Genomic DNA, 23,653 nt, shown 5'->3' on the forward strand with positions numbered 1-23,653 from the left:
CTTATCGCCGCTGCCTAGGAATAGGTGGCGGCGAACTAGTGTGAGGGACCGTTGAAAACCCAGCGCCTGCTCAACAGATATGTGAAACCCGCGACCAAAAGAGTGGCCAAAGCGAGGGCGCTCGACGGGGACATAAGATTGAGCCCGACAAGACTCGCCAAGATCAATTCATTCAGCAAAAACCCGAGCGCCGACGTTGTTAAGAAACGAGGTGCCGTCTTGCCCAAGGGGAGGTTGTGATTGTTAAAGGTGAAGCTGTGGTGGCCCCAAAAACTCACAATAAGCGCGGTAATATAGGCGAGGAAATTTGCGACCAAAGGGTTCAATCCAAACCGAATCCACAGGATGCCAACCGTGATATGAACCAAGGTTGCCAAGCCGCCAACGAGTCCGAATTTCAGAACACTTTTGAGCATCAATCGTCCTGATTTTCTGGTCGTGAAATCTCGGCGACAATGAAGCCGGGGCGGCCTTTGACCTCGGTGAAAACGCGCGCAAGGTATTCGCCAATCACCCCAATTGAGATCAACTGAATCCCCCCCAAAAAGAAGATCGCGACGGTAATCGTAGCGAAACCGGGGGTATCAACGCCCCAAATGATGGTTTTGGCGAAGATCCAAAGGCCATATAGAATTGAGAGAATAGCCAAAACACTCCCGACACCCGTCCAAACCCGCAGCGGGAAATTGGTGAAGGAGGTAATACCCGTGAGGGCCAGTTTGAAAAGGGCGCTGAAACCAAAACTTGAGCGCCCAGAGGTGCGTTGTTTCATTTCAATAGGGACAGCCTTGGTCTTGAAACCAATCCATCCATATAGCCCTTTCATGAAGCGGTTACGTTCGGGTAGGGCACATAAAGCATCGACAACATTACGGTTCATCACGCGAAAATCACGGGCGTCTTGCGGGATGACAACATCGCTTCCCATTGATAGCAGCTTGTAAAACGCCGAAGTAAATAAACGTTTTGGAACGGATTCATCGTCGCGATTTCCGCGCACAGCATAGACCATTTCATAGCCATTTTTAAGCTCGCCCAGCATTTCTTCTAAATAGGAAATGGGTTCTTGCAGGTCTGCGTCGATGATCGCCACGATATTGCCGGTGGACGCGCTCAACCCCGCCGAAATCGCGTGCTCCTTACCAAAATTGCGCGACAACCGCAGGACCGAAACGGGGAAATGCTGGCCCATGTTGCTTGCGGTTTTGAAGGTGGCGTCGGCACTTCCGTCATCGACAACGATAATTTCAGTGGAAATATTGAGGCGCACCACTTCCGACATGATCGCATTGATGGTCTGCTCAATATTGCCTTCCTCATTATGCGCAGGCACCACAATGGAGAGGTCGGGTAGGTGGGGATTCACCGTCAATTCTGACGTGTCGATTGCGGGGGCCTTATGTGTTTTCGTGGCATTCATCTAATTACCCTCAATTTTTTCGATCAGAACGGCTTTGCGCCCGAATTCACCAAGGTATGTGAACCTGTCACCGAAGGCCTGTTCAACCTCCGCTTTCTGCCGCGGTTCGACAAGAAGGACATCGGCCTTACCATTGTCAGCTAGGCCGGAAATCGCATCGAAATCCGCCAAAACCTGAACCTTGCCTTTGGTGTAAAACTCAAGAGAATAACTTCTGCCACCCAAAAGGTTAAAGACGGGGGCCTCAACGCGTTGGGATGCGATTTTGACAGTCGACTGGTGGGAGCGAAGGTCCAGACTGTCGGGAGAAATCGCAAGGACGGCACAGAGCAGCACAAAGACGCCGATCATGAGTGCCATCCCAGAGCCAAACAGAATGCGCACTGTTTTCGTCGGTGTGGCGCCAAAAATATCGATGGTTAGTATCGTTAACAACAACGCCGCGGCGGGCAGGCCGGGGAGGACGTAGGACGCCAAAATGTTGGCCGCAGGCGTAAAGAGGATCATCGGCGCGATGGTCCACAGAAGCAAGTAGGAGCGAAGACCCGCGCTATCCAGCCTGAACGCCGCGCGCAATTTACGCGGGAAAAACAACACGTATCCGCCAATAAGTGACCACGGCAAAGCCGCCAGAATCCAACCCAGCCAAATGCTGCCCTTGGCGCGCGAATGTCCCGACCCGTATAAATCGCCTTGCCACCCTGAGACAACAAACCGCTCATAATGCTCGCCGATTATGAAATACCGCAGGAAGCCGGGTGTTTTCTGCTCGGCGAGATAGTACCATGGAGCAGTGAGAATGACGGCAAGCAACATCCCCGTGATCCACGGCAGGTATTGCAAAACGCGCCAGCGCCAGCCGATCAGCAGCCATAGAAAAATTGGAATACCGGTAAGGACGACCGCAACAGGACCCTTAGCCAGCATGCCAATTGCGAGCCCGACAAAGAAGAGATGCCCCGCGATACGCGCCGCTTTTCCCTGTGTGGTAATCGACCAAAACGCCATCATTGAGAGGGTTGTTCCAAAAGCCATCGCCAGATCTGTCATAACAAATGCCGACGCCCCGAAAAACAACCCTGTGGACGACAAGACGCAAACAGAGATCAAGGCGGCGTTGGTGCCAACAATGGTTTTGGCCCACTTATAGAAGAAAAGGAGCAGCAAGAGCGCCGCTAGAAAGATAAATATGCGCGCGCCAAATTCGTTTTCGCCAAAGAGGTTTATACCCGCAGCAGAAAGCCATGTATGTAGCGGCGGCTTGCCCCAAAACGGAATGCCGTAATCAAACTGTGGGGTGATGAAATCGCGGGTTTCAATCATCTTGCGGGCGATCTCGCCATAGCGCGACTCGGTGGTATCCGTCAGCGGCAATAGAAAGATCGCGACGATTCGTGTGATGAAAAGCAGGAACAGGCTACCGTAGATATACGGCAAATAGGTCACTTTGAGGTGGAGTGTGGCCGGTTCAGGCTCGTTTTGCACGGTGTTTGCGTCGCCGAAAGAAGCCATGATGTTCCCTAAGTCTAAGGGAAGCTTCCTGCATCCCAGTTTTTTGGGAAGTCTAAGCGAAGGGGCGTGTCGCAACAATCAACAATTTTCCCCTAGAAAATAAATGGTTACGGTTTTGAACAATGTAAATGTGTTGGACAGGATCGATCAATTCTAGGGACGCGGGGCTTTTGATCCCCGAAGGTACCGATAGTAAAACAAGGGTATGTGTTAGAAATACCCATCTGGAAAACTCTACATAAGGGGTGGATTTCTTTAAGTTATTTGTTCGTGCTTTGTGATAGGATTGAGGCTGGTTATTCCGGCTTTCTTCTCAAATTCAACAGGGGTTTCATTTGGCTCGCTTCAAAATTTCCGACACGCGCATCTGGATTACGCTGGGTGCCTCGTTGCTCGCTTTGCCGGCTGTGGCGCAAGAAACCCTCAGTGTTTTCGACGAGAATGGGTATTTGGATTCTGCGGACCCAGATATGGTTATTGGGATACGACTTGGCGCTCAAAGAGAGTCGGCGTATTTCGGGTCTTCAGATTTGGAAAACGGACCGGGAGGTTCGGTTCGATTTGACTATGTTCGGTTCCCGAATGGGTTTGAGTACGGATCAGGACAGACCGTTGGATATCGGACTGGCTGGGGCTTACGCGGCTCGGCACGGTTTATCGGCGAACGGAATTCGGCGGATTACCCTGAGTTGGCCGGCTTATCGGATGTGGATTGGACACAGGAATTTGGCTTTGGGGTTGGCTACGAGGAAAAACATTTTCGCGGCTTTGCCGATGTTAGATATGGCTTCTTTGGGCACCAATCCTTTGTCGGCGAGGCTGGTTTTGACGTTATAGCAACTCCCGCCGAAGGGTGGACACTGACGCTCGGCCCCCGATTGCTGATTGGGAGCGACAAATATACCCAGACATATTTTGGGGTCACAGCGGACGAGCCCGCCGCGAGCCAATATTCTGAATACGACCCGAATGGCGGACTCGTTTCGGCTGGCGTGGTGTTGGGCGCGCGGTACGATTTCAACGAACGTTGGGGGATTGAAGCTGTTGCTGGTTATAGTCGTTTCGTGGGCGACGCTGGGAATTCGCCAATCGTCCTTGGCGGGTCGGACGAAAGCCTGAAAATCGAAGTCGGCATTACACGTCGCATCAGCGTCGATTTCTAAAGGTTTCGATTAAAACATTGCCACAAAATCTCATAGGCACCGGCATTTACGCAGATGCCTATGATGAGCTTAATTTAGGTATTTTTCGAAATGGGCGAGGGTGCGATCCCATGCCAGTGTTGCTGCGGCCTCGTCGTAGCGCGGCGTTGTGTCGTTATGGAACCCGTGATTTACGCCTTCATAAATGAACGCCTCGTAGGTTTTCCCTTCCGCAGTCAGAGCGGCCTCATAGGCGGGCCAACCTGCATTCACGCGCTCGTCCAATTCACCGTAGTGGATGAGGAGGGGGGCCTCAATCGCGGCCACCTCTTCGGCCGTGGGTTGGCGTCCATAGAAAGGCACAGCCGCCGCCAGATTTGGATAGGCCACCGCCAATGCGTTAGACACACCGCCGCCATAACAGAAACCCACAACCCCAACTTTGCCCGTACTTTGTTCGTAATCCACAAGGAATTCGAAGGCGGCAAAGAAGTCTTCCATCAGTTTGGTGCTGTCGAGTTCTTTTTGCATGTCGCGCCCGTCGTCATCATTTCCGGGATAGCCGCCAAGCGGTGTCAATCCGTCGGGGCCAAACGCAAGAAACCCCGCCTTGGCCAGTCGACGCACGACGTCTTCGATATAGGGGTTTAAACCGCGATTTTCATGCACAACCAAAACGGCGGGGAGCATTCCAGTAGCACCGGCCGGCTTTGCCATAAGACCTTTGATTGTACCATGACCTTCGGGGCTTTCATACTCCACCGTCATCGTTTCAATGTCGGGGTCATCGGGGGCAACTTGTTGTGCAAGTGCATAATTTGGTTGCAAACTTTCAAGGACTGCCGTGGCAGCGACACCCGCCGCAGCATAACGGGTCGCATTGGACAGGAACTCTCGTTTTGTCATTTTCCCATGAACGTATCCGTCGTATAATTCGAGTAATTTCGGGTTGAAATCAGATGCTTTTTTCCGGTTCATTTTAGGAACTCCCAATGTTGTTGAATGTCAAAATACAGCGTTCAAAACACAAAAATAGGCCATTGTTGAGGATTTGGCCAAGCCCAGATTATGGTCGAATTCTCACCGGAGTCCACTTATTTTCTGGCTCCAATAGGGGGTCTCAGGGTGCATTGGGTGTCGGATATAGCCTTTACAGAGTGTGCGTTGCGTTGCAATTATCGTTTCAAAACGGTCCTATGGGGCAATAGTTGACCGCCAATGCGTGGGCTCTCAAAGGGGGGCGAAAGGTGCAGGTGTAGATAATTGGAATCTAGTTTTACAAAATTCAAAGACCGTATCTGGTTTTCCGTTGATCGCGGGACAAAACGCCTCGCAACGGCACCCAAGCCTTTTCAAGATGTTGGGTATTCCATCGTTCGGAGCGTGTTGTGGGCTGCATATTACCTACCGGGCAGTCCGCTCAAGGAAACAGCTTTGAGGTTGTCAAAGGTTGTGTCGCAAGGCCCGCCACGACGGATATATCGAGGTTTCGTAGAGCGATTTATTCTGGCGTTACGTCGGATGGAGCGCTTGCGGTTAGGGAAAACGGATGAAATTGATCAACTGCTCGTGATCCCAGAAGAGGCGCGGCTTAAAGCGTCACTACAGGAAGGCAAGGGCGTGTTGCTGGTCATGCCGCATTGTCATGGTTCGGTGCTGATGGTGCGCGCCTTGGCCGCGCGCTACCCAACGTTGATGCTCGTGCGCGAACCCGCAAAAGAGTCGCGCGCGATCACACAGCGGCCATATTACACTCATATCGGCTGTGAGTTATTTGACGTGCGGCGCAACAGTGATGCGCTTGTGGCGCGCGCGGTGCTCAAGGCACTTCGGCAAGGCAAGATCGTGGTCGGTGTGGTGGATCGGATCAAAACGGCGCCCCCTGTCGATGCTCCTGTCAACAAGAACACCGATACTGTCCGCGCTATCGTTTTTGGGGAGGCAGCGGGGGTTGTGGGGTGGCCTGCTCGGTTTGCTGCAAAATGTGATGCCGCAATCCTTCCGGTGATGGTTGAGCAAACGGCCGAATATTTGACGCTGCATTTGGGCGACGTTATCACACCGACGGATCCCCTTGAAACCACTCAAAACTGGATCGCCGCGCTTGAACCGCTCCTCCGCAGATTTCCTTGCGACTGGGGGTTTGTATACGACAAACATTGGGCTCGGTTGCTGCGTAAGGCAACTAAATCGTCACATTCCTAGATTTTGGGTCGGTTACAAATATTTACAAAAAATAGATTTTTTATCTTTTCCCCCACGTCTTGAGGGGAATTTGCGACCTTTTCGAAGCCCGATAGTGCGGCGTTGGTCGGGGAACCATTTGACAGCGGATGGTTTGGCCAATTTCTGGTGCGGCCGTTGCAGTTCTGAATGCAGGTCCGCTATGTCCCTTTATTTTATGTGCCTAGTCGTGATGGCCAACAGGGCGTGGAAATTGTCACGGCTTCCTATGACGTCTGGGAAGTGAGCCCTTTAATCAATGGGACCATTTTGAAAGGGTTGGCTAGAAATGGTGCTTGCCCAAAATATGTGGATCGACATGTTTATTTTCCAAAATTTAACAAATTTTGTTGACGATTTACAAATATGACGCTTATAGATGTTGGCGACGCCGCTCAACATTGAGGGAGTCACATATAGTTTCTAGGGAGGAATACATGTCTTTTTACAAATCTTTTAAGTGCATCGCAGTTTGCGCTGTGTCGGCGTCAGCGCTTTTCGCTTCTGCCGCCGTTGCCGATACGATCACGTTGCGCGGCGCGAGCATGTTTGATGAAAATCATGCCTATACAAAAACACTGAGACAGTTTGAAGAACTCGTGGCTGAATCATATGATGGTGATGTTGAGTTTGATCTGCGCTTGAATGGCGAGCTTGGGGACGAAAGCGACTTCGTGACGTTCTTGCAGCAGGGTGTTGCGATCGATTATGCCGTTATGGCGCCGTCCAATATGGCTGTTTTTGCCCCATCGATCCCCCTCATGGATATGCCGTTCCTTTTCCGCGATTTGGACCATTGGAATGCAGCCCTCTCAAGCGGTGTTATGGCACCCCTCGAGGATGAGTTGCTTGAAAAAGCTGACATCAAAATTATCGGTTATACGGGGGGCGGTGTCCGCAATTTGGCGTCCGCAGAGCCGGTCAAGGATATGGCCGATTTGATGGGTCACAAGATGCGCGTCATGGGCGCTCCGATCCAAGCGCAAATCTTCTCTGCGATCCAAGCAGCACCTTCGGCAATTGCCTATAACGAGGTTTATAACGCGATTCAGACAGGCGTGATTGCTGGATTTGAAAACGAAGCGGCGTCGATCCAGAACCTCAAGTTCTACGAAGTCGCACCAAACATCACGTTGACCCGCCATGCCATCACGGTGCGGCCCATCGTTATGAGTGGCAAAACTTTCCGTAAACTTCCAGAAGAGCTTCAAGCCGCGGTTCTTCAAGCGGGTGCCGAAGCTGGCGCATTTGGTCGCAACTTGGAAAGCACCGAAGATGGTCTCAAAATGCAAGAGATGATCGATGCGGGCCAAATTACCGTTTTAGAGTTTGCTGATCGCGACAAATTGTTGGAAATGGTGATCCCCGTACAGGACGCATATGCGACCGAATTGGGCGCGACCGACCTTCTTAAAGCAATCCGCGAGCAATAATCGCTCTCTTTGCCCCCAACGTTTTCAAGCGTTGGGGGTTCATCCATTGATCGGTAGGGCCCTATGTTCGGACGCTTTCTAGATACCTTCTGCAACGGTCTTCGTTTCTTACTCGGTTTCCTTGTTGCCGCTTTGGCAATTCCGGTCGGGATGCAAGTCATAGCGCGCTATACTGGCATTATCCCTGTCTATCTTTGGACCGAAGAACTGGCGACATTCCTGTTTGTCTGGGTGGTTATGATCGGAGCTATGGTCGCCGTTTGGGACGGAACTCATTTTGATGTGCGCGTTATTCCTGACGCCAGAAATCCACTGCTCAAGCTCATTCAAAACGGATTTGTCCTTGTTATGGTCGGAGCATTTGCCGTTATTTTCGCGTGGTACGGGATCGAATACGCCAAGTTTGGCTACATTCAAAATTCGGTCATGATGCGTGCGAATATGATGATTACCTATATTTCAGTCCCAATTACCGGTGTAGTTTGGATGTTTTTCACGGGCTATCGCCTGTATGAAGCTGTCGCGGAATACCGCGCTTCTACTCAGAAAGTTTAAGCATGATTGTTTCAACCGGTCTCGCCTGCGCCATTCTTGTGGGTGGGTTCATTTTCCTCGTTGCGATGCGCATTCCCGTCGCTTTTGCGCTTGGGATCGCGACAATCCCAATCGTCTTGCTGGATTTGCGGTTGACCCCGTTCATCGTTTTGGACCGGATGTTTCAATCCTATAACTCGTTTATTTTGCTGGCTGTGCCTTTCTTCTTACTTGCGGCCAACTTGATGAATTCGGGGAAAATAACCGATAAACTGATCGACCTTGCGCGCGTTTTGACGGGCTGGATGCCCGGCGGTCTTGGGCATGTGAATGTCGCCGTGTCGATGCTTTTTGCCGGAATTTCAGGTTCCTCAACGGCCGACGCGGCGGGCTGTGGTAAAATCCTCATCCCAGCGATGGTCAAGGAAGGGTACGATACGCGGTTCGCGATTGCGCTCACGGCATGCTCATCGGTAATGGGCGTTATTATTCCGCCGAGCATCTTGATGATCGTCTGGGGCGGAGTGATGCAAACCTCTGTCGGCGCCTTGTTTTTGGCGGGTGCGACGCCGGGGTTAATGATCGGCGTCGCCTTGATGGCTACGGTCTATGGCTATGCCAAAGTTTATGATTACCCCATCATCGGTAAGCCCAGCCTGTGCGATATTTGGCATGCATTTAAGGGCTCGTTCCTTGCCTTGATGACCCCCGTTTTGGTCATTGGCGGTATTGTTGGCGGTATTGTTACCCCAACAGAAAGCGCCATTATTGCGGCCGGTTACTCCTTGATCCTTGGCATGTTTGTGTATCGGACCGTTTCGGTGCGCGACCTTGGTCATATCTTCTATGACACGGGGCGGTTCGCGTCGATTTCGCTGTTTGCGATTGGGACGGCTTCTGCGTTCGGGTGGCTTTTGGCCTTCTTTAACGTGCCGCGCCTGATCGTGGATTTCATGACGAGCCTTGAGTTCGGATCGTTCGGAACCGCCCTCGTGATCGCTGGCCTGTTCCTTTTCTTTGGTTTGTTTATTGATGCGATCCCAACGATTATCATTCTGGGCACGGTTCTATTGCCTGTTGCAACTGCCGCCGATATCCATCCAATCGTCTTTGCTATTATCGGCATTGTGTCCCTCGCATTTGGCCTCGTGACGCCGCCTTATGGGCTGTGTTTGCTGATATCTGCGTCGATTGGCGGCATGAATGTGGTGCAGGTGATGCGCGACGTTGTGATTATTCTACTGCCAATGCTCGCGATCCTGCTTCTCATCATCGTGTTCCCAGAGATCGCGCTGTGGCTGCCAAAAATGGTCATGCCCGAAACCTTTAACTAGGGGCCCGAATTGCGCATCTAGGCGTCCACATCTGCCAATTTGAATGTGAGGCCCGCGCGCGCAATGTAGCCAGCAAGTGGACTTTCTGGTCTGCACTCGGAAATCAACGTGTGTTTGGCATCAAGCCGCGCGACGGCATGCGTTGCGCGGTGTCCAAACTTGCTCCTATCGGCTAAAACCGTCACATTCGCGCTGTGTTTAATCATCTGCGCGTTCATTGCGGCCTCTTCGGATTCTAGGCTGGTGAGGCGGCCTTCGTCGTCTATTGCGGTGGCTCCGAGGAACAAACGATCAAACCAAAGCCCCTCCATCATCGCAATTGCGGCGGCGCCAACCATCGACAGGTTTTCGGCACGTACACGCCCGCCAATGAGGGTGAGGTCGACATGGGGAATATGCGCAAGCTCTTGAGCTGCAACCAAGCCGTTGGTGAAAACTTTGATGGGTGCATTCAGATTGCGAATATGCGGCACCAATTGCAGGACGGTTGTACTCGCGTCTAAAAACAGCGTTTCGTCGGGCTGGATTTCCTGCGCGGCAACATAGGCGATGGAGCGTTTCGCCTCGATCTGCGCCTGTTCCCGTGCCGAAAATGCCAGTTCCTTGTGCGCCCCTGTCGCGATGCGCGCGGACCCGTGCCGCCGCTCTATTTTGCCTATTTGCTCTAATTCGATCAAGTCTCGCCGCACAGTCGCGAGCGAGGCTCCAAGGGATGTCGCGATGTCTTGAACGGATGTTTGCCCCTTAGCCAAAAGGAGCAGGAGCAGGTCAGAATGGCGGTCAGTTGTCATAAAATCCCCGTTTCTTTTAGTTTTGACACAGGGATGCGTCAATTTCAATCATAAATATGATTGACTGTGATCTTTATTTGCGTATTTTGGAGAAAACCTGATGCCGCGGGGTGACGCCTGTGACGCCTGTGACGCAGTCGAAGGCAAGCGCGCCAAAGTTTAACATAAGGAAACCAATATGAACCCGACGCTTGAAGGCATCTTTGGACAATTCCAATACTGGCGCGCAGCTCAAATGCCCGCGCCGCTTTCGCCCATGAATGGTACGCGCGTGATTGTTGGATGCGGCACATCCTACAACCTTGCGCTGGCGGTCTCCGCCGCGATGAATGCCAACGGTCTTCGTGCCATTGCCGTACCCGCTGGCGAATGGATCGTGCGCCCACAGGCCTACCTCGCGAAGGGGACGGGGGACGTCGAAGTTATCGCCCTTTCTCGCAGCGGTGAGACCACGGAAACAGTTCAGGCCGTGCTGGCAAGCCAAGCGCGGGGCCAAAAAACTATTGGCGTTACCTGTGCTCCGAAGTCCGCGTTAAGTGGGGCCGCATCCATCGCGGTGGAGTTTGAAACGCATCCCAGCGAGGGGATTGTTATGACCTCATCTGCGAGTTTGATGCTGTTGGCGGGCTACGCGATGGCGGGCCTAAAGATCGACGATATTTTGGCAGGTCGCGCTGAGGAAACCATGCGGGCCTTGGATGCGGTTTCCGTGGACGCTTACGCCAAGCGCACACATTTTGTTTTTCTCGGGGGCGGTGCAAATTACGGTGTTGCGCTCGAAGGCGCGCTCAAGCTTCAAGAAATGGCGATCTGTTACACACAGGGTTTTCATCCGGGCGAATACCGGCACGGCCCGATCAGCCTCGTTGACGAACGCACCGCTGTTGTGATGCTGTACCATGCAGATACCCGCGCTGATGAAGCGGCGTTGGTTCAGGAACTACAGGCAAAAGGCGCTTGGGTTTTAGGGCTCGGCGGCGCAGGGGATATCTCGCTAGATGTTACCAGTGCAGGGGATTTTTCGGGTGTTGAGTGCCTTCCCGCGCTGCAATTGTTGGGCGAACGCTATGCCGCCGCGCAAGGAATCGATACAACGACACCGCGCCACCTCACCAAAGTTGTCATGTTGGAGACACAATGAAACACGCCCTAGATCACTTGCTCGCCCTTCCAGAACAGCACAACCAAAAGGACTTTGTTGGCATTACGTCCGTTTGCAGCGCCAATGCGATGGTCATTGAGGCGAGCCTTTTGGAGGCGGCCGATAATGGCGGATTTGTTTTGATTGAGGCGACCTGTAATCAGGCCAATCAGGACGGCGGATACACAGGCATGACGCCACAAGACTTCCGCCAATTTGTGGCGGGTATCGCGGCCAGCGTTGATTTTCCCCTCGATAGCATCCTGTTTGGGGGCGATCATTTGGGGCCGAATCCATGGCGCAAACTTCCCGCATCCGACGCGATGGCAAAAGCCTGTGAAATGACGGCAGCCTATGCCCGCGCGGGGTTTTCCAAAATCCACTTGGACGCGAGCATGGCCTGTGCGGATGATGTAAATCCGTTGCCGCCAAAAACCATCGCAAAACGCGCAGCAGAACTAGCGAAAGTCGCTGATGACGCGGCCCTAGCGGCAGGGCATTTGCCGCCCGCCTATATCATCGGAACCGAAGTGCCGGTTCCCGGAGGCGCATCAGAAGAACTCGACACACTCGAGGTTACGACCTGCGAGGACGTAAGCGAAACTATGGTTTTGCATCAGAATGCCTTTGCAGCGCTTGGTCTTGAGGAGGCTTTTGCCCGCTCCATTGGCGTTGTCGTGCAACCAGGCGTGGAATTTGGCCATGCCAACGTTATCCACTTTGTTCCAGAAAAAGCGGGCGCACTCAGCACGTGGCGCAAGGAATACGCGCGTGTGGTTTTTGAAGCGCATTCAACCGATTATCAAACGCCGCAAGCCCTGCGCGCGCTTGTAACGGGCGGTTTTGCCATCCTCAAAGTGGGGCCGGGGCTGACGTTTGCATTGCGCGAAGCTTACTACGCGCTTGATCAAATCGCCGGGGAAATTTGCGAGGGGTATGACGCAGGAACCTTGCCCGCAAAATTAGAGCAGATCATGCTGGCGCAACCCGAATACTGGCAGGATTATTACACGGGCACCAAGGCCGCCCAGAAAATCCAGCGGCACTATAGTTATAGTGATCGCATCCGCTATTATTGGACGAATCCAGAAGCCGTCAAAGCGGTGGATGCGCTATTTGGTGCACTCGAAGGTCTGCAAATTCCAGAGACGTTGATCAGCCAGTTTATGCCATGTCAGTATCAATCGGTTGCCCTTGGTGAGACTCCCGCACTTGCCAAAGATTTGGCCCTCGCAAGTGTGAGGCGCGCGCTTGCCCCTTATACTAACGCCTGTCGGAATAGTCTTGGATAGTCATTAGAGATATAAGGGCCGAAGCGATTTGGCCCTTAATCTTGGTTAAGTCTTCTCGGAAATCAACGTTTGGAGAAGATCAAAGCCCTTGCCCCAACCGTTGTCCATGTTGCTCATCATTTTGGTGAAACAGGCAATTTCTGCCTCCGTTGCGTCCACGGGAATTTGCTCCAACTGCACTTTGGTTTTGTCACCTTTGTCGGAAAAGGAAACCGTTGTCAGAAGCGTTTTGGGCCAGTCAGGCATCATTTGGCTGGGCTGAATGTTCCAGTCCTTATCCGTGGAGGAGTGGTTCCACACCATCCGTTTGGCCGTTTCTACTTCGATAAAATCCATTCGGCTGAAATCAGATTTTTCACCCCATTTCATCTCATTAAGCCAGCGCCCGCCCGCCTTGGGATCAAACTCATGGATGATCGTTTCAACACCCGGACCGTACCAAACAGCCAAAAGTGTTGGATCCGTCCACGCTTTCCAAATCTTGGCAAGGGGGGCCTCAAATTCGCGATTATACTGGTATACTGGGAGGTTACTCATGGTCGTGGGTGTCCTTTCCGTCGTCATTTAGTGTTTCTAATAGGTGGTCGAGTTGGTCAAAACTCACCCCCCAAAACCGACGAAATTCTGTTAGCCAGTTCATGGCCTCTTTCATTGGTTCCGCTCGCAGGTACGCAGGCCGACTTTGTCGGATTTGGCCGCGCGCAATTAGCCCGGTGTTTTCCAATATTTTTAGATGTTTTGAAATCGCCGGTTGGCTGACATTAAACGGCGCAGCCAGTTCTTTGACCGTCGCTTCCCCATGGGCCAGACGGGCAAGAATGGCGCGGCGCGTGGGGTCCGCAAGAGCCGAAAATACTGCATCTAGGGTTGTTGCTTCATAGCTAATTGGTTTCATAACCAAAAAGTTATATTGCAGGGAAGGCTGTGTCAACTCCCAGCATGCGTTGTTTATTCCCGTTCTAGGAGCTTATTATTGGCGCCCAAAAGCGGCGCGGCACCTAGCGCTTTGGGACGCACCCCATCAATGCGCAGCGGCGCGGAAAGTGTTTTGAAATGTTCGCCACCACGTTCCAAATCGGCAATCATATCAAGCTCCTGTAGCACGCCAGACCCCATCAATCCGTTCCAATCCATCACGGGGGCGGCCCAAATATCGGCTGCGATCATGGCCGTCATCCAATGATCGGTGGTGTTCAAAAGCAAATGATTTGCCAGCTCCGCTTTGATTGAATCGCGATGCTTGAAGGGGTCAAGATCGTGGAACGCTGCGTCAAGATCGAGGCAGTCGCACAGGTGTTTGAGGTCGTTCATCGCCACCGCGATATGCCCATCCTCGGTGCGATACACGCCGTAGGGGGCGGATAGATAAGCGTGGGCGGGGTTGTTGTTGGGGCGTTGGGGCAGCATGCCGCCATCATTGAGGAAGGTGGTCAAAAGCTCGAACTGAAGGTCGGTGACCGCTTCAATCAAGCTGGTTTCCACAAGGCCGCCTTTGCCAGTGCGTTCGCGACGGAACAAAAGCGCTAGGAGGCCTTGTGCAAGGGCAGCCCCTGCGAGAATGTCGGCAATGGGAAGGCCCATTGCCACGGGTCCATCCGTGCCGCCACCTGACAGCCACATGATGCCGCTGCGGGCCTGCGCCAGTAAATCCTGACCGGGCAGTTTTTGCCAGTCATGTCCAGTTCCGTAGCCCGAGATCGAGCCGTAAACGATATCGGGTTTGCGGGCTTTAACGTTTTCATAGCCAAGGCCAAGGCGCTCAATCACACCCGGTCGGAAGTTTTGGATCACCACATCCGCGCTGTCGACCAGCGCCATAATTTTCTCGCGATCGGCATCTTGTTTTAGGTCCAGCTCGACCGAGGATTTGCCGCGATTGATCGCGTGGAAAATCGTGCTTTCGCCGTCGATCATCACATTGGAAACATAGAGATAACGCGACAAGTCGCCTTTGCCTTTGCGCTCCACTTTGATAACTTCGGCCCCCATGTCGGCCAGCCGCAACGAAGCATAAGGCCCCGCGAGGAACTGGCTGAAATCAAGGATGCGGATACCTTTGAGGGGGGCGTCGTAGGTCATGAAACGGTCTTTCTAAGCGAAGCTGGCGGCATAGCGCGCGTTGAGCGCCTGCATCGCGTTTGCGGGTGTGGTTTTATGTTGTAGAACATCGTTAACGATGGCGGAGCCGTCTTCCTGAAATCCCATATAGCCATCATGACGAGGGCGTAACCAAGCGGATTCGTGGGTTTGGCGGGTGTTGAAATAGGCGTCCATGATGGGCGCGTTGACGGCCGCGTTTCCCCACGCCATCGCGTTCCCTGGTTGGCCATTCGATTGGGTATAGAGCGTGCTTTGGCAATCCGCCCCCGCAACCCAAAGCGCGAAGTCGATACAGATTTCGGGGTGTTTTGTCTTGGCGGAAACCGCGAGACCTGTGCCGCCAAGAGCGGAGCCAATGGGGCCCGATTTTCCGAGGGTCGGGATGTCGGTGAAGGCAATGCGATGGGGGCGATAGGCCGCGTCGCTGTATCCTTTATAGAGGTAAATAAAGGGCGATGTGTGGAAACGATCTTCGGTGGCCATGACGTCAAGTATCGCGATCGGGTCCATATCAAAACACATAGGATCGACATGGTCGGAGACTGCGAAAAGGGCTTCAAACACCTTTTCCCCGACTTGCGCGTTCACGATCTCGTCGGGGGAGGAACCGCAGGGATGGCCGATATTGGCCGCAAGTGTATAGAAATTCATCAAGGTATGAGGCGAACGAAGCGCCCAAAGCAGGGCGCCTTCGCGGGCACGATCAACGATTTGCGCCCATGTTGTGGCGCGCTCGGTAAGGTCAGGGCGGCAAGCTTGCACCTGTGTCGCGGCGTCGACGGGCAGGGCCCATTGGTGGCCGTGCAGGTTATAACTGATGTAGCTTTTGCCGAGGGTTTCGTTTGCCAGCGCTGCGAGGCTGGCCTCAGATGCGTGTTCGTCGAGTGCCAGTAAATGGCCTTTGCCTGCCACAGAACCAACATGCGGGTGGTCAATAACCATCAGATCATAGGCGGCGGCGAGTTCGTCAACGGGGGTGGTTTCAAACCCCTGAAGCGAGCGTTTATCCCATGTAATCAAGACATTCGGGTGTTTTTGCGAAAAGGCATGTGCGGCGGCGACCACGGGATCGTATCCGCGCGGGTCGGACCAAGTCATGCCTTTTAGGTGGATAGTTGTGCTCATCTTGCCCTCCGGTTTTAGAGAGGTTACGGCACATAGTTTCAGAAGTAAAACATATTTTTATATATGATTTATGAAGTTTCCTCAAAGTCAGAAGCCCCAGCACCAATCAAATGCGACATTTGTTTTCCTGCTTGAATGAGGGCAAGGCGGGTCTCTTCCATAGTGGCGTCATTTGAAGCGACTAGCCGTTTAATAAAGGGAACCGTGATGGCTGCGATCACGTCGCCCGAGTAGGAAAATACTGGGACCGAGATATTGTAGACCCCCTGAATAACCGCTGAGGGGCTCTCGCAATAGCCGTTTGCTTTGGTGGCGAGAATGTTGCGCTCAAACTGGTCCATCGCGTCGGCGGGCATGTCTTTGAGGTTTGCGCAAAGGGCGTTTCGGGCCTTTTGGGTTTTCTGATACGTCAAAACCGCGCCCGAAGCCGTAAGGATAAGTGGCACCCGCGCCCCAAGGCGCACCGAGGTGACGTTGTTGCCAGGAGGGTCGGTTTGGGCAATGACGAGGATGTCGGAATTATGCAAAATCGCGAGGTGTACAGATTGGTTAAGCGTTCTGGCCAAATCCTCCATGACCTCGCCCGCGATCGCGTTCAGGCGGCGGATCGGGGGGTGACGATGGGCGATTTCAAATAGGCGCGGCGTGAGAGAGTAGCACTCGCTTTTCTGATCAAGCGCCACATAGCCACGTTCCGATAGAACGGCAAGCATGCGGAAAATCTCGCTGATGGAGCGATCCAGTGCTTTGGCGATCTCGGACTTTTTCATGCCTTTGCTTTGGCTGGCTAAAAGTTCGAGGATATCGAGGCCTTTGGACAGGGCAGGAGCGTTGTACTTCGCCGTTTGATTGTCGCTATCAGATTTGGGCATATGCGCTCCTTCAGTTTGAAATTTCATACCTGTTTCCCTGCAAAAGCGAAACCGTGTTTAATGGGGGGGCTAAAGGTTCCATATCCGTTTGGCGTTGTCGCGATACAGGGCTGCGCGTTCTTCGGCGCTCCAGTCCATTGTGAGGGCATGGGTCGTGGCCACCCAAGTTTCGAGACCGCCGCCCAAATTGCAAACCGGACTGTCGGACCCCCAAACGAGGCGGTCGGGACCGAAGGCTTTTGCGACGTGTTCCACATAGGGGCGGATGGTTTCGAGGGACCAAGATTGCGCATCAGCATAGGCGATAACGCCCGAGATTTTTGCCACAACGTTGTACCGTTTTGCGATTTCGTCGATGCCTTTCGCCCAATTCTCGATATCTCCGCCGGCGATGTCGGGCACGCCGCAGTGGTCGAGAATGAACTGAACGTCGGGGCAATGATCCACCAACGCGTTGGCTAGATGCATCTGTGCGGGCAGTACGCAGAGATCAAAAGTGAAGCGGGTATTTGAGAGCTTTTTAATGTTGTCGCGGAACAGTTTTGATTGGGAGGTTGCATCGGGCATCGTGTGCAAAACACGACGAAAGCCAAAGATAGTCGGGTTTGATTCGGCACGTTCAAGCTGTACGGCAAAGGTGGACTCTTCGGGGCGGCAGGAGGAAATCGCCCCTTTCAGGAGGCTATCGGGCGTCGCCATTAACTCCGACATGAGGTCAGTTTCGCGCTCAATTTGGTCAGGCGTGACGTCGACCTCCATGTTGAAACACCCCGAAATTCCAAGCCTGCGCGCGATACGTGTATAGGATTCAAGCTCGTTTTGCTGGTCGAGGGCGGGCACATCTTTGAGCCACGGGTAGGTCAATCGGTCGAGATAAATCAGGTGTAGATGGGTGTCGAACAGCATGTGGTTCCCTTTCAAACTTCTCCAAGAGAATGATTGACTAAATATAAAAGTCAAGTTTATATGTAAAACAAGAGCGGACGAAATAACCGTCTCGAATGTAGATCCATGGGAGGATAGAATGAATAAACGAACACTTAAAGCGCTGCTGTCGGCAACGGCTTGTGCCGCAGCCATAAGCGCTGTGCCTGCGAATGCGGGCGAGTTTGACGGCGTTACGCTGCAAGCGAAATTGATTGGTGGCCAGCAATATGAGGCGCTTTATGCCCGTATCGCCGAGTGGGAGGCCGAGACAGGCGCCACCGTTGATATCATTTCCAAAAAGAACCACTTCGAGTTGGACAAAGAATTTAAATCCGACATGGCGGCTGGCACTTTGGGATGGTGCGTTGGCTCCAACCACTCGTCTTTTGCGTCGCAATACCCAAGCCTTTACACAGATTTGACGCCTTATTTGACACCAGAATTCATTGCTGAATACGTGCCGTCTAACATTGCTGCGTCCAAAATTGGCGATGCTTTGGTGATGCTGCCGCGTGCACAATTTGACGTATCCGCCCTATATTATCTCAAATCCGTTTACGCGGATGAGGCTAATCAGGCAGCTTATAAAGAAAAAACAGGCCGTGATCTGACGCCACCTGACACATGGGACGAATACAAAGAACAGGCGATCTTCTTTACCGACGCGCCAAACTTCTATGGCACGCAATACGCGGGTAAAGACGAAGCAATCGTTGGCCGTTTCTATGAAATGGTCGTCGCAGAAGGTGGTCAACTGTTTAACGACGACTGGACGCCTGCGTTCAATAGCGATGCTGGCAAACGGGCCCTCGCATGGTTTGTTGATCTATATGAAGCAGGCGCGGTTCCTCCCGGAACGACCTCCTATCTTTGGGATGACCTCGGTGCAGGATTTGCTTCTGGCTCCATTGCTCTCAATCTGGATTGGCCAGGCTGGGCGGGCTACTTTAACGATCCAGAAAGCTCGAAAGCTGCAGGCGATGTTGGCGTGATCGTACAGCCACAAGGCTCTGCGGGTATCCGGACCGGTTGGTCGGGCCACCATGGTTTCTCTGTGACGGAAACATGTGACAACAAAGAAGCAGGCGCGTCGCTTGTTGCTTTCCTCACAAACGAAGAGAGCCAAACTCTTGAAAGCTCTGCAGGTCCTTTGCCAACACGGACAGCCGTTTGGGAAACTGTTGTTGCGGCAGCTAAGGATGATCCCTACCAAGCAGAAGTCTTGACGGCCTTCCAAGCGGCGGCGTCGCATGCGTTCCCAGCGCCACAGACTCCTTACTGGATTGAAGCGACAAACTTGATCTACCCTGAGCTGCAAGCGGCAATTCTTGGCGACAAGACCGTCGACGAGGCACTTGAAACAGCTTCTGAAGCTGTCGATGAGATGATGCAAGAAAACGGCGTCTACTAAACTCTCGGTCCTCCGAAGCGGGGGCGGCTTTCGGGCTGCCTCCGCAATTTCCCTCCAAAGAAAAGTCTTCAGCCATGCCCCGCATTAAGCTGCCCACGTGGTTCGTGTTGCTGCTGCCGGCAATCATAATCCTTGCCTCAGTGGTTCTCGTCCCGCTTCTTCTCTCCCTGTATTCCAGCTTCACGCCGTACCGGCTGACGCGTCCCGAAACGCTCTGGAAGTGGATCGGCACCTATAATTATCAAAAAGCCATGGGAGACTGGAATTTCTGGGTCGCCTTTGGCCGCACAATTCTGCTGCTCACGGTTGCTTTGAACCTTGAAATGATCCTCGGGCTTGGTCTCGCGCTGCTCGTGAACAGGGTGACTTATGGCCAACGGGCGTTGCGCACTTTGATGATGTTCCCGATGATGTTCTCGCCCATTCTTGTTGGCTTTCAGTTCAAATTCATCTTCAACGACAACGTTGGTCTCGTGAACAGTGCGCTGCAATCCTTGGGGCTTTCCGATACCGCGATCCCGTGGCTTGTGGATGGGAAACTGGCGTTCTTTGCCATCGTTTTTGCCGAAACTTGGATGTCGACGAGCGTGTTCGCGATCCTGATCCTCGCGGGGCTATATGCGATCCCGAGTGATCCGATGGAAGCGGCTAAAGTGGACGGCTGTACACCGTGGCAAACCTTCCGACACATCACATTGCCTTTCATTATGCCCTTTATTTACATCGCTCTGGCTATCCGAAGCCTCGATGTGGCGCGGGCATATGACATCGTTCAAATCATGACCAACGGCGGCCCCGCGCGGCGCACCGAGTTGTTATGGACGTTGATTGGGCGCACCGGATATGTGGACGCGAAAATGGGGTATGCCAACGCGATGGGCTATATCTCGATCATTCTCGCCGTCTTCTTCACCGTGTATTTCTTCAATAAGCTCAACGCGGCTCGTAGTGAGCTGGGCATGGCAGGATAGACCGATGGACATTAATCAAAAACACCGACTTCAGGGCTTGCTTTTAGGCTCGCTGCATAAAATCACCCTGTTTCTTGCCATGTCTATCATCTGTATTCCCGGCCTTTGGATTGTGCTGAACAGCTTCCGTCCGACTGTCGAGATCATGGCCAAACCCCCCGTTTGGATTCCCAATGAACTCAACCTCGACCACTACCGCGCGATGTTTGGCGCGGCGGGCGAGGGCGGGGTTCCCGTGGTGCAATATTTCACCAACTCGCTGATTATTTCGGTGACCTCCACGCTAATTGCGATCCTTGTTGGGATGGCGGGTGGCTATGCTTTTGCGCGTTTCAAGTTCAAAGGGAAAACGTGGATTTTTATCGGCCTTATGCTGACACGCGCCGTTCCTGGTGTGGCGCTCTCCTTGCCGCTTTTCATCGTCATGGCGAAAACCGGATTGATCGATACGCATATTGGTTTGATCATTGTCTATGTCGCGATGAACGTGCCGTTTACCATCTGGTTGATTGACGGTTTCTTTCGCCAAATTCCGCATGAGTTGGCCGAAGCCGCCGAGATCGACGGCTGTACCCGTTGGCAGGCTTTTTGGCGGGTTGAATTTCCCGTCGCTCGCGCAGGGATTGCGTCGGCGGGGATCTTTGCCTTCCTGACAAGTTGGAACGAATACGCGCTGGCCAGCCAGTTGACGCGCTCCACGTTTTCAAAAACGATGCCTGTGGGTCTTCGGGATTTCACCTCGGAATTCACCATCAATTGGGGTGGCATGTGTGCCCTCGCGGTCCTTATGATCATCCCCGCTCTCATCCTAACTTTCATTGTGCAAAAGCACCTCATTGCCGGTCTTACCTTCGGCGGTGTGAAAGGATAATCCAATGGCCAAAGTCCAACTTAAAAATATCGTCAAAAACTACGGCGCCCTTGAGGTTGTCCATGGGATTAACCTCGACATTGAGCACAATGAATTTGTGGTGCTGGTCGGCCCTTCTGGGTGCGGGAAATCCACAACTTTGCGCATGATCGCAGGGCTTGAGGATATTTCCGGCGGCGAAATCTCTATCGGTGAGAACGTGGTGAATAACCTCCCGCCACGGGATCGCAATATCTCGATGGTGTTCCAAAACTACGCGCTTTATCCGCATATGACGGTGCGCGAAAACCTAGGCTTCTCGCTTAAAATTGCCAAGAAAAGCGAAGAAGAAATCGCCAAGGCCGTGGCCGAAGCCGCCAATATTCTGTCCCTGACGGAATACCTTGAGCGTAAACCCGGCGCGCTTTCTGGAGGTCAACGCCAACGGGTTGCGATGGGGCGCGCGATTGTGCGTCACCCTGATGTGTTCCTGTTTGATGAACCGCTTTCCAACCTCGACGCTAAACTGCGGGCGCAGATGCGGGTCGAAATCAAGAAGCTGCATCAAAAGATCAAAACCACGATCGTTTATGTGACCCACGATCAGGTCGAAGCCATGACCCTCGCGGACCGTATTGTGATCATGCGCGACGGGCATATCGAACAACAGGGCACCCCCCTTGAAGTGTTCGAAACGCCGGTAAACACCTTTGTGGCGACTTTCATCGGCAGCCCGCCGATGAACCTGATGGATGCCACCGTCACGGCGGACGGGAAGCTTGATCTTACCGACGGCGTTTTGGTGCCGGTTCCCGCAGCGTTCAAAGATAAAGTCAGCGCAGGGCAGAAAGTTGTGTTTGGTTTTCGCGCGGATAATGTGATGCCAGAGGGGCATTCCCTTCCGATGCAAGGCGAGGCGGCAAGCTTTGATATGACGGTCGATCTTTCTGAACCGCTGGGCACGGAAACCCTGTTGTTTGTCACATTGGCGGGTGTGGAAATTCAGGCCAAAATGCACAATCCGCGCCCCGTAAAGTCGGGCGAACGGTTGACCTTTCAGCTTGATCTTACACGCTGTCACTTGTTCGACGCAGTAACCCAAAAAGCACTGAGGTAACCATGGCACTGATTTCAAAAGTAGAAATTTTTATGGTCGATTTGAAGCCAAAAGTGAAGCGCACAGACGCGACACAAAGCTTCGACAGCCAAGAAACGCCTTTTGTGCGGATTACCGATTCCGAAGGGCAAACGGGCCTTGGATACAGCTATACAATCGGGCAGGGCGGTGGCGCGATCATGTCGCTGTTGCGCGAAACGATGGTGCCGAAATTGATTGGTCGCGAGGCCGAGGAAATCGGGCGTATCTGGCGGGATCTTTTGTTTTCAACACATGCCACATCGGTGGGGGCTATTACCTCACTTGCGCTAGCGGCGATTGATACGGCTCTTTGGGATTTGCGTTGTAAGCGCGCGGGTTTGCCCCTTTTTCAGATGTTGGGCGGAGCTAAAGACAGCGTCGCGATGTACACCACCGAAGGCGGCTGGCTTCACATCTCGACCGAGGATTTGGTCGCCGACGCGTTGGATGCACAATCCAAAGGGTTTTCCGGCTCAAAAGTCAAAATCGGCAAGCCGCATCTTTCCGAAGATCGGGCGCGTTTGGCTGCGGTCCGCGAGGCCGTGGGGCCATCTTATGAAATCATGGTCGACGCCAATCAAAGCCTGAGCCGCGCCGAGGCCACCCGCCGCGCACATATGCTTGAACAGTTGGATATCGCGTGGTTCGAAGAGCCACTTCCCGCCGATGATGTGTTGGAACATGTGGCGCTTGCGGCGAGTACGTCGGTGCCCATTGCTGTTGGTGAAAGCATGTATTCGATCAGCCAATTCAAGGACTATCTGGTGACGGGCGGCGCGAGTATTGTGCAGGTCGACGTGGCCCGTATTGGCGGGATTACCCCGTGGATGAAAGTCGCGCATATGGCCGAAGCGCACAATGTGCCTGTGTGTCCGCACTTCCTTATGGAGCTGCATGTCAGCCTTGTTTGTGCCATTCCAAATGCGCCGTGGCTTGAATATATCCCGCAACTTGATGGGCTTACGAAAACCGCCATGCGGATGGAAAATGGACGCGCCTTTGCCAGTATGGAGCCGGGCCTTGGGATTGACTGGGATATGGGCGCAATTGAAACCCAAAAAATCGACGGTCTAAGCGCCGGTTTTGGTGCATAGGAGGATATGATGAAACGCATGGGAATGGTGATCGGCGTTAAGCCCGAAAACATCACCGAATATAAAAAACTGCACGCAGACGTCTGGCCTTCGGTGCTGGCGAAAATATGCGAGTGCAATATCAAAAACTACACGATCTTTCTGCGCGAGCCGGAAAACCTGTTGTTTGGTTATTGGGAGTATCACGGCAGCGATTTTGCCGCTGATGCTGCAATTATGGCAGCCGACCCTGAAACTCAACGCTGGTGGGAGATTTGTATGCCTATGCAGGCGCCGCTTGAAACACGGGGGCCGGATGATTGGTGGGCGATGATGGAAAACGTGTTCCACATTGACTGAACGG

24 protein-coding genes are annotated in these 23,653 nt (G+C 53.1%); 13 read left to right on the forward strand and 11 right to left on the reverse strand.

The features are described from left to right. Positions 1–35: 35 nt before the first annotated feature. Genes AB9F27_RS01705 through AB9F27_RS01715 form a run of 3 tightly spaced genes read right to left on the reverse strand, consistent with a single transcriptional unit; the run spans position 36 to position 2,932 of the window. Complete coding sequence (locus tag AB9F27_RS01705) at positions 36–416, reverse strand: GtrA family protein (RefSeq protein WP_335584741.1); 381 nt, start codon at positions 414–416, stop codon at positions 36–38. Next, complete coding sequence (locus tag AB9F27_RS01710; protein WP_335584742.1) at positions 416–1,420, reverse strand: glycosyltransferase family 2 protein; 1,005 nt, start codon at positions 1,418–1,420, stop codon at positions 416–418. The genes AB9F27_RS01705 and AB9F27_RS01710 overlap by 1 nt, the downstream gene beginning before the upstream one ends. Beyond that, positions 1,421–2,932, reverse strand: coding sequence for a glycosyltransferase family 39 protein (locus AB9F27_RS01715; RefSeq protein WP_335584743.1), 1,512 nt, complete (start codon positions 2,930–2,932; stop codon positions 1,421–1,423). 335 nt (positions 2,933–3,267) lie between these two features. Here AB9F27_RS01715 and AB9F27_RS01720 point away from each other — a divergent pair, with 335 nt between their 5' ends. Next, a complete protein-coding gene (locus AB9F27_RS01720; protein WP_335584744.1) occupies positions 3,268–4,095 on the forward strand; it encodes a MipA/OmpV family protein in 828 nt (275 codons plus the stop codon). A gap of 69 nt (positions 4,096–4,164) precedes the next feature. On the opposite strand, the gene yghX is transcribed toward AB9F27_RS01720, so the two are convergent. Then, entirely contained in the window at positions 4,165–5,052 is an 888-nt protein-coding gene (gene yghX, locus AB9F27_RS01725; RefSeq protein ID WP_335584745.1) for a YghX family hydrolase, read from the reverse strand. A 285-nt stretch (positions 5,053–5,337) separates the two neighbouring features. On the opposite strand from yghX, the gene AB9F27_RS01730 reads away from it, so the two are divergent. The 4 genes from AB9F27_RS01730 to AB9F27_RS01745 all read left to right on the forward strand — a co-directional run bounded on the left by AB9F27_RS01730 (position 5,338) and on the right by AB9F27_RS01745 (position 9,598). Beyond that, on the forward strand, positions 5,338–6,279 hold the full coding sequence (locus tag AB9F27_RS01730) for a hypothetical protein (protein WP_335584746.1): 942 nt from the start codon (positions 5,338–5,340) through the stop codon (positions 6,277–6,279). Between the two features lie 455 nt (positions 6,280–6,734). Further along, positions 6,735–7,730, forward strand: coding sequence for a TRAP transporter substrate-binding protein (locus AB9F27_RS01735; protein ID WP_335584747.1), 996 nt, complete (start codon positions 6,735–6,737; stop codon positions 7,728–7,730). A 63-nt stretch (positions 7,731–7,793) separates the two neighbouring features. Further along, positions 7,794–8,285 carry a TRAP transporter small permease subunit gene (locus AB9F27_RS01740; RefSeq protein ID WP_335584748.1) on the forward strand — a complete coding sequence of 164 codons (492 nt, stop codon included), beginning with the start codon at positions 7,794–7,796 and terminating at the stop codon, positions 8,283–8,285. Between the two features lie 2 nt (positions 8,286–8,287). Further along, a complete protein-coding gene (locus AB9F27_RS01745; RefSeq protein WP_039001201.1) occupies positions 8,288–9,598 on the forward strand; it encodes a TRAP transporter large permease in 1,311 nt (436 codons plus the stop codon). Between the two features lie 17 nt (positions 9,599–9,615). Here AB9F27_RS01745 and AB9F27_RS01750 read toward each other — a convergent pair whose 3' ends face one another. Beyond that, the gene (locus AB9F27_RS01750; RefSeq protein WP_369757476.1) at positions 9,616–10,389 is read right to left on the reverse strand and encodes a DeoR/GlpR family DNA-binding transcription regulator; all 774 of its coding nucleotides are present in this window, start codon (positions 10,387–10,389) and stop codon (positions 9,616–9,618) included. 178 nt (positions 10,390–10,567) lie between these two features. Here AB9F27_RS01750 and AB9F27_RS01755 point away from each other — a divergent pair, with 178 nt between their 5' ends. Beyond that, on the forward strand, positions 10,568–11,530 hold the full coding sequence (locus AB9F27_RS01755; protein ID WP_335584750.1) for an SIS domain-containing protein: 963 nt from the start codon (positions 10,568–10,570) through the stop codon (positions 11,528–11,530). Next, a complete protein-coding gene (locus AB9F27_RS01760; RefSeq protein ID WP_335584751.1) occupies positions 11,527–12,822 on the forward strand; it encodes a D-tagatose-bisphosphate aldolase, class II, non-catalytic subunit in 1,296 nt (431 codons plus the stop codon). The genes AB9F27_RS01755 and AB9F27_RS01760 overlap by 4 nt, the downstream gene beginning before the upstream one ends. A gap of 45 nt (positions 12,823–12,867) precedes the next feature. On the opposite strand, the gene AB9F27_RS01765 is transcribed toward AB9F27_RS01760, so the two are convergent. The 6 genes from AB9F27_RS01765 to AB9F27_RS01790 form a co-directional block, all read right to left on the reverse strand. Further along, positions 12,868–13,359 carry an SRPBCC domain-containing protein gene (locus AB9F27_RS01765; protein ID WP_335584752.1) on the reverse strand — a complete coding sequence of 164 codons (492 nt, stop codon included), beginning with the start codon at positions 13,357–13,359 and terminating at the stop codon, positions 12,868–12,870. After that, on the reverse strand, positions 13,352–13,717 hold the full coding sequence (locus tag AB9F27_RS01770; protein ID WP_039001205.1) for a helix-turn-helix transcriptional regulator: 366 nt from the start codon (positions 13,715–13,717) through the stop codon (positions 13,352–13,354). Before AB9F27_RS01770 ends, AB9F27_RS01765 begins: the two co-directional genes overlap by 8 nt. Positions 13,718–13,770: 53 nt before the next feature. Further along, on the reverse strand, positions 13,771–14,901 hold the full coding sequence (locus AB9F27_RS01775; RefSeq protein ID WP_335584753.1) for a CaiB/BaiF CoA-transferase family protein: 1,131 nt from the start codon (positions 14,899–14,901) through the stop codon (positions 13,771–13,773). Between the two features lie 12 nt (positions 14,902–14,913). Then, positions 14,914–16,047 (reverse strand): extracellular solute-binding protein, encoded by a 1,134-nt coding sequence (locus AB9F27_RS01780; RefSeq protein ID WP_335584754.1) that lies wholly within the window; start codon positions 16,045–16,047, stop codon positions 14,914–14,916. A gap of 68 nt (positions 16,048–16,115) precedes the next feature. Further along, positions 16,116–16,946: an IclR family transcriptional regulator gene (locus tag AB9F27_RS01785; protein ID WP_335584755.1), complete on the reverse strand. Its 831-nt coding sequence runs from the start codon at positions 16,944–16,946 to the stop codon at positions 16,116–16,118. A gap of 42 nt (positions 16,947–16,988) precedes the next feature. Further along, complete coding sequence (locus tag AB9F27_RS01790; protein WP_335584756.1) at positions 16,989–17,825, reverse strand: amidohydrolase; 837 nt, start codon at positions 17,823–17,825, stop codon at positions 16,989–16,991. Between the two features lie 118 nt (positions 17,826–17,943). Here AB9F27_RS01790 and AB9F27_RS01795 point away from each other — a divergent pair, with 118 nt between their 5' ends. From AB9F27_RS01795 to AB9F27_RS01820, 6 genes are all read left to right on the forward strand, one after another. Then, positions 17,944–19,257 (forward strand): sugar ABC transporter substrate-binding protein, encoded by a 1,314-nt coding sequence (locus AB9F27_RS01795; protein WP_335584757.1) that lies wholly within the window; start codon positions 17,944–17,946, stop codon positions 19,255–19,257. Positions 19,258–19,331: 74 nt separating this feature from the next. After that, entirely contained in the window at positions 19,332–20,228 is an 897-nt protein-coding gene (locus AB9F27_RS01800) for a sugar ABC transporter permease (RefSeq protein WP_335584758.1), read from the forward strand. Positions 20,229–20,232: 4 nt separating this feature from the next. Beyond that, complete coding sequence (locus AB9F27_RS01805; RefSeq protein WP_039001211.1) at positions 20,233–21,099, forward strand: carbohydrate ABC transporter permease; 867 nt, start codon at positions 20,233–20,235, stop codon at positions 21,097–21,099. Positions 21,100–21,103: 4 nt separating this feature from the next. Further along, positions 21,104–22,195 (forward strand): sn-glycerol-3-phosphate ABC transporter ATP-binding protein UgpC, encoded by a 1,092-nt coding sequence (locus AB9F27_RS01810; protein WP_335584759.1) that lies wholly within the window; start codon positions 21,104–21,106, stop codon positions 22,193–22,195. 2 nt (positions 22,196–22,197) lie between these two features. Then, entirely contained in the window at positions 22,198–23,310 is a 1,113-nt protein-coding gene (locus tag AB9F27_RS01815; protein WP_335584760.1) for a mandelate racemase/muconate lactonizing enzyme family protein, read from the forward strand. 9 nt (positions 23,311–23,319) lie between these two features. Further along, complete coding sequence (locus AB9F27_RS01820) at positions 23,320–23,649, forward strand: L-rhamnose mutarotase (protein WP_335584761.1); 330 nt, start codon at positions 23,320–23,322, stop codon at positions 23,647–23,649. Positions 23,650–23,653 lie beyond the last annotated feature (4 nt).

Source organism: Falsihalocynthiibacter sp. CO-5D18 (assembly GCF_041205445.1).
Taxonomy (GTDB): domain Bacteria; phylum Pseudomonadota; class Alphaproteobacteria; order Rhodobacterales; family Rhodobacteraceae; genus Falsihalocynthiibacter; species Falsihalocynthiibacter arcticus.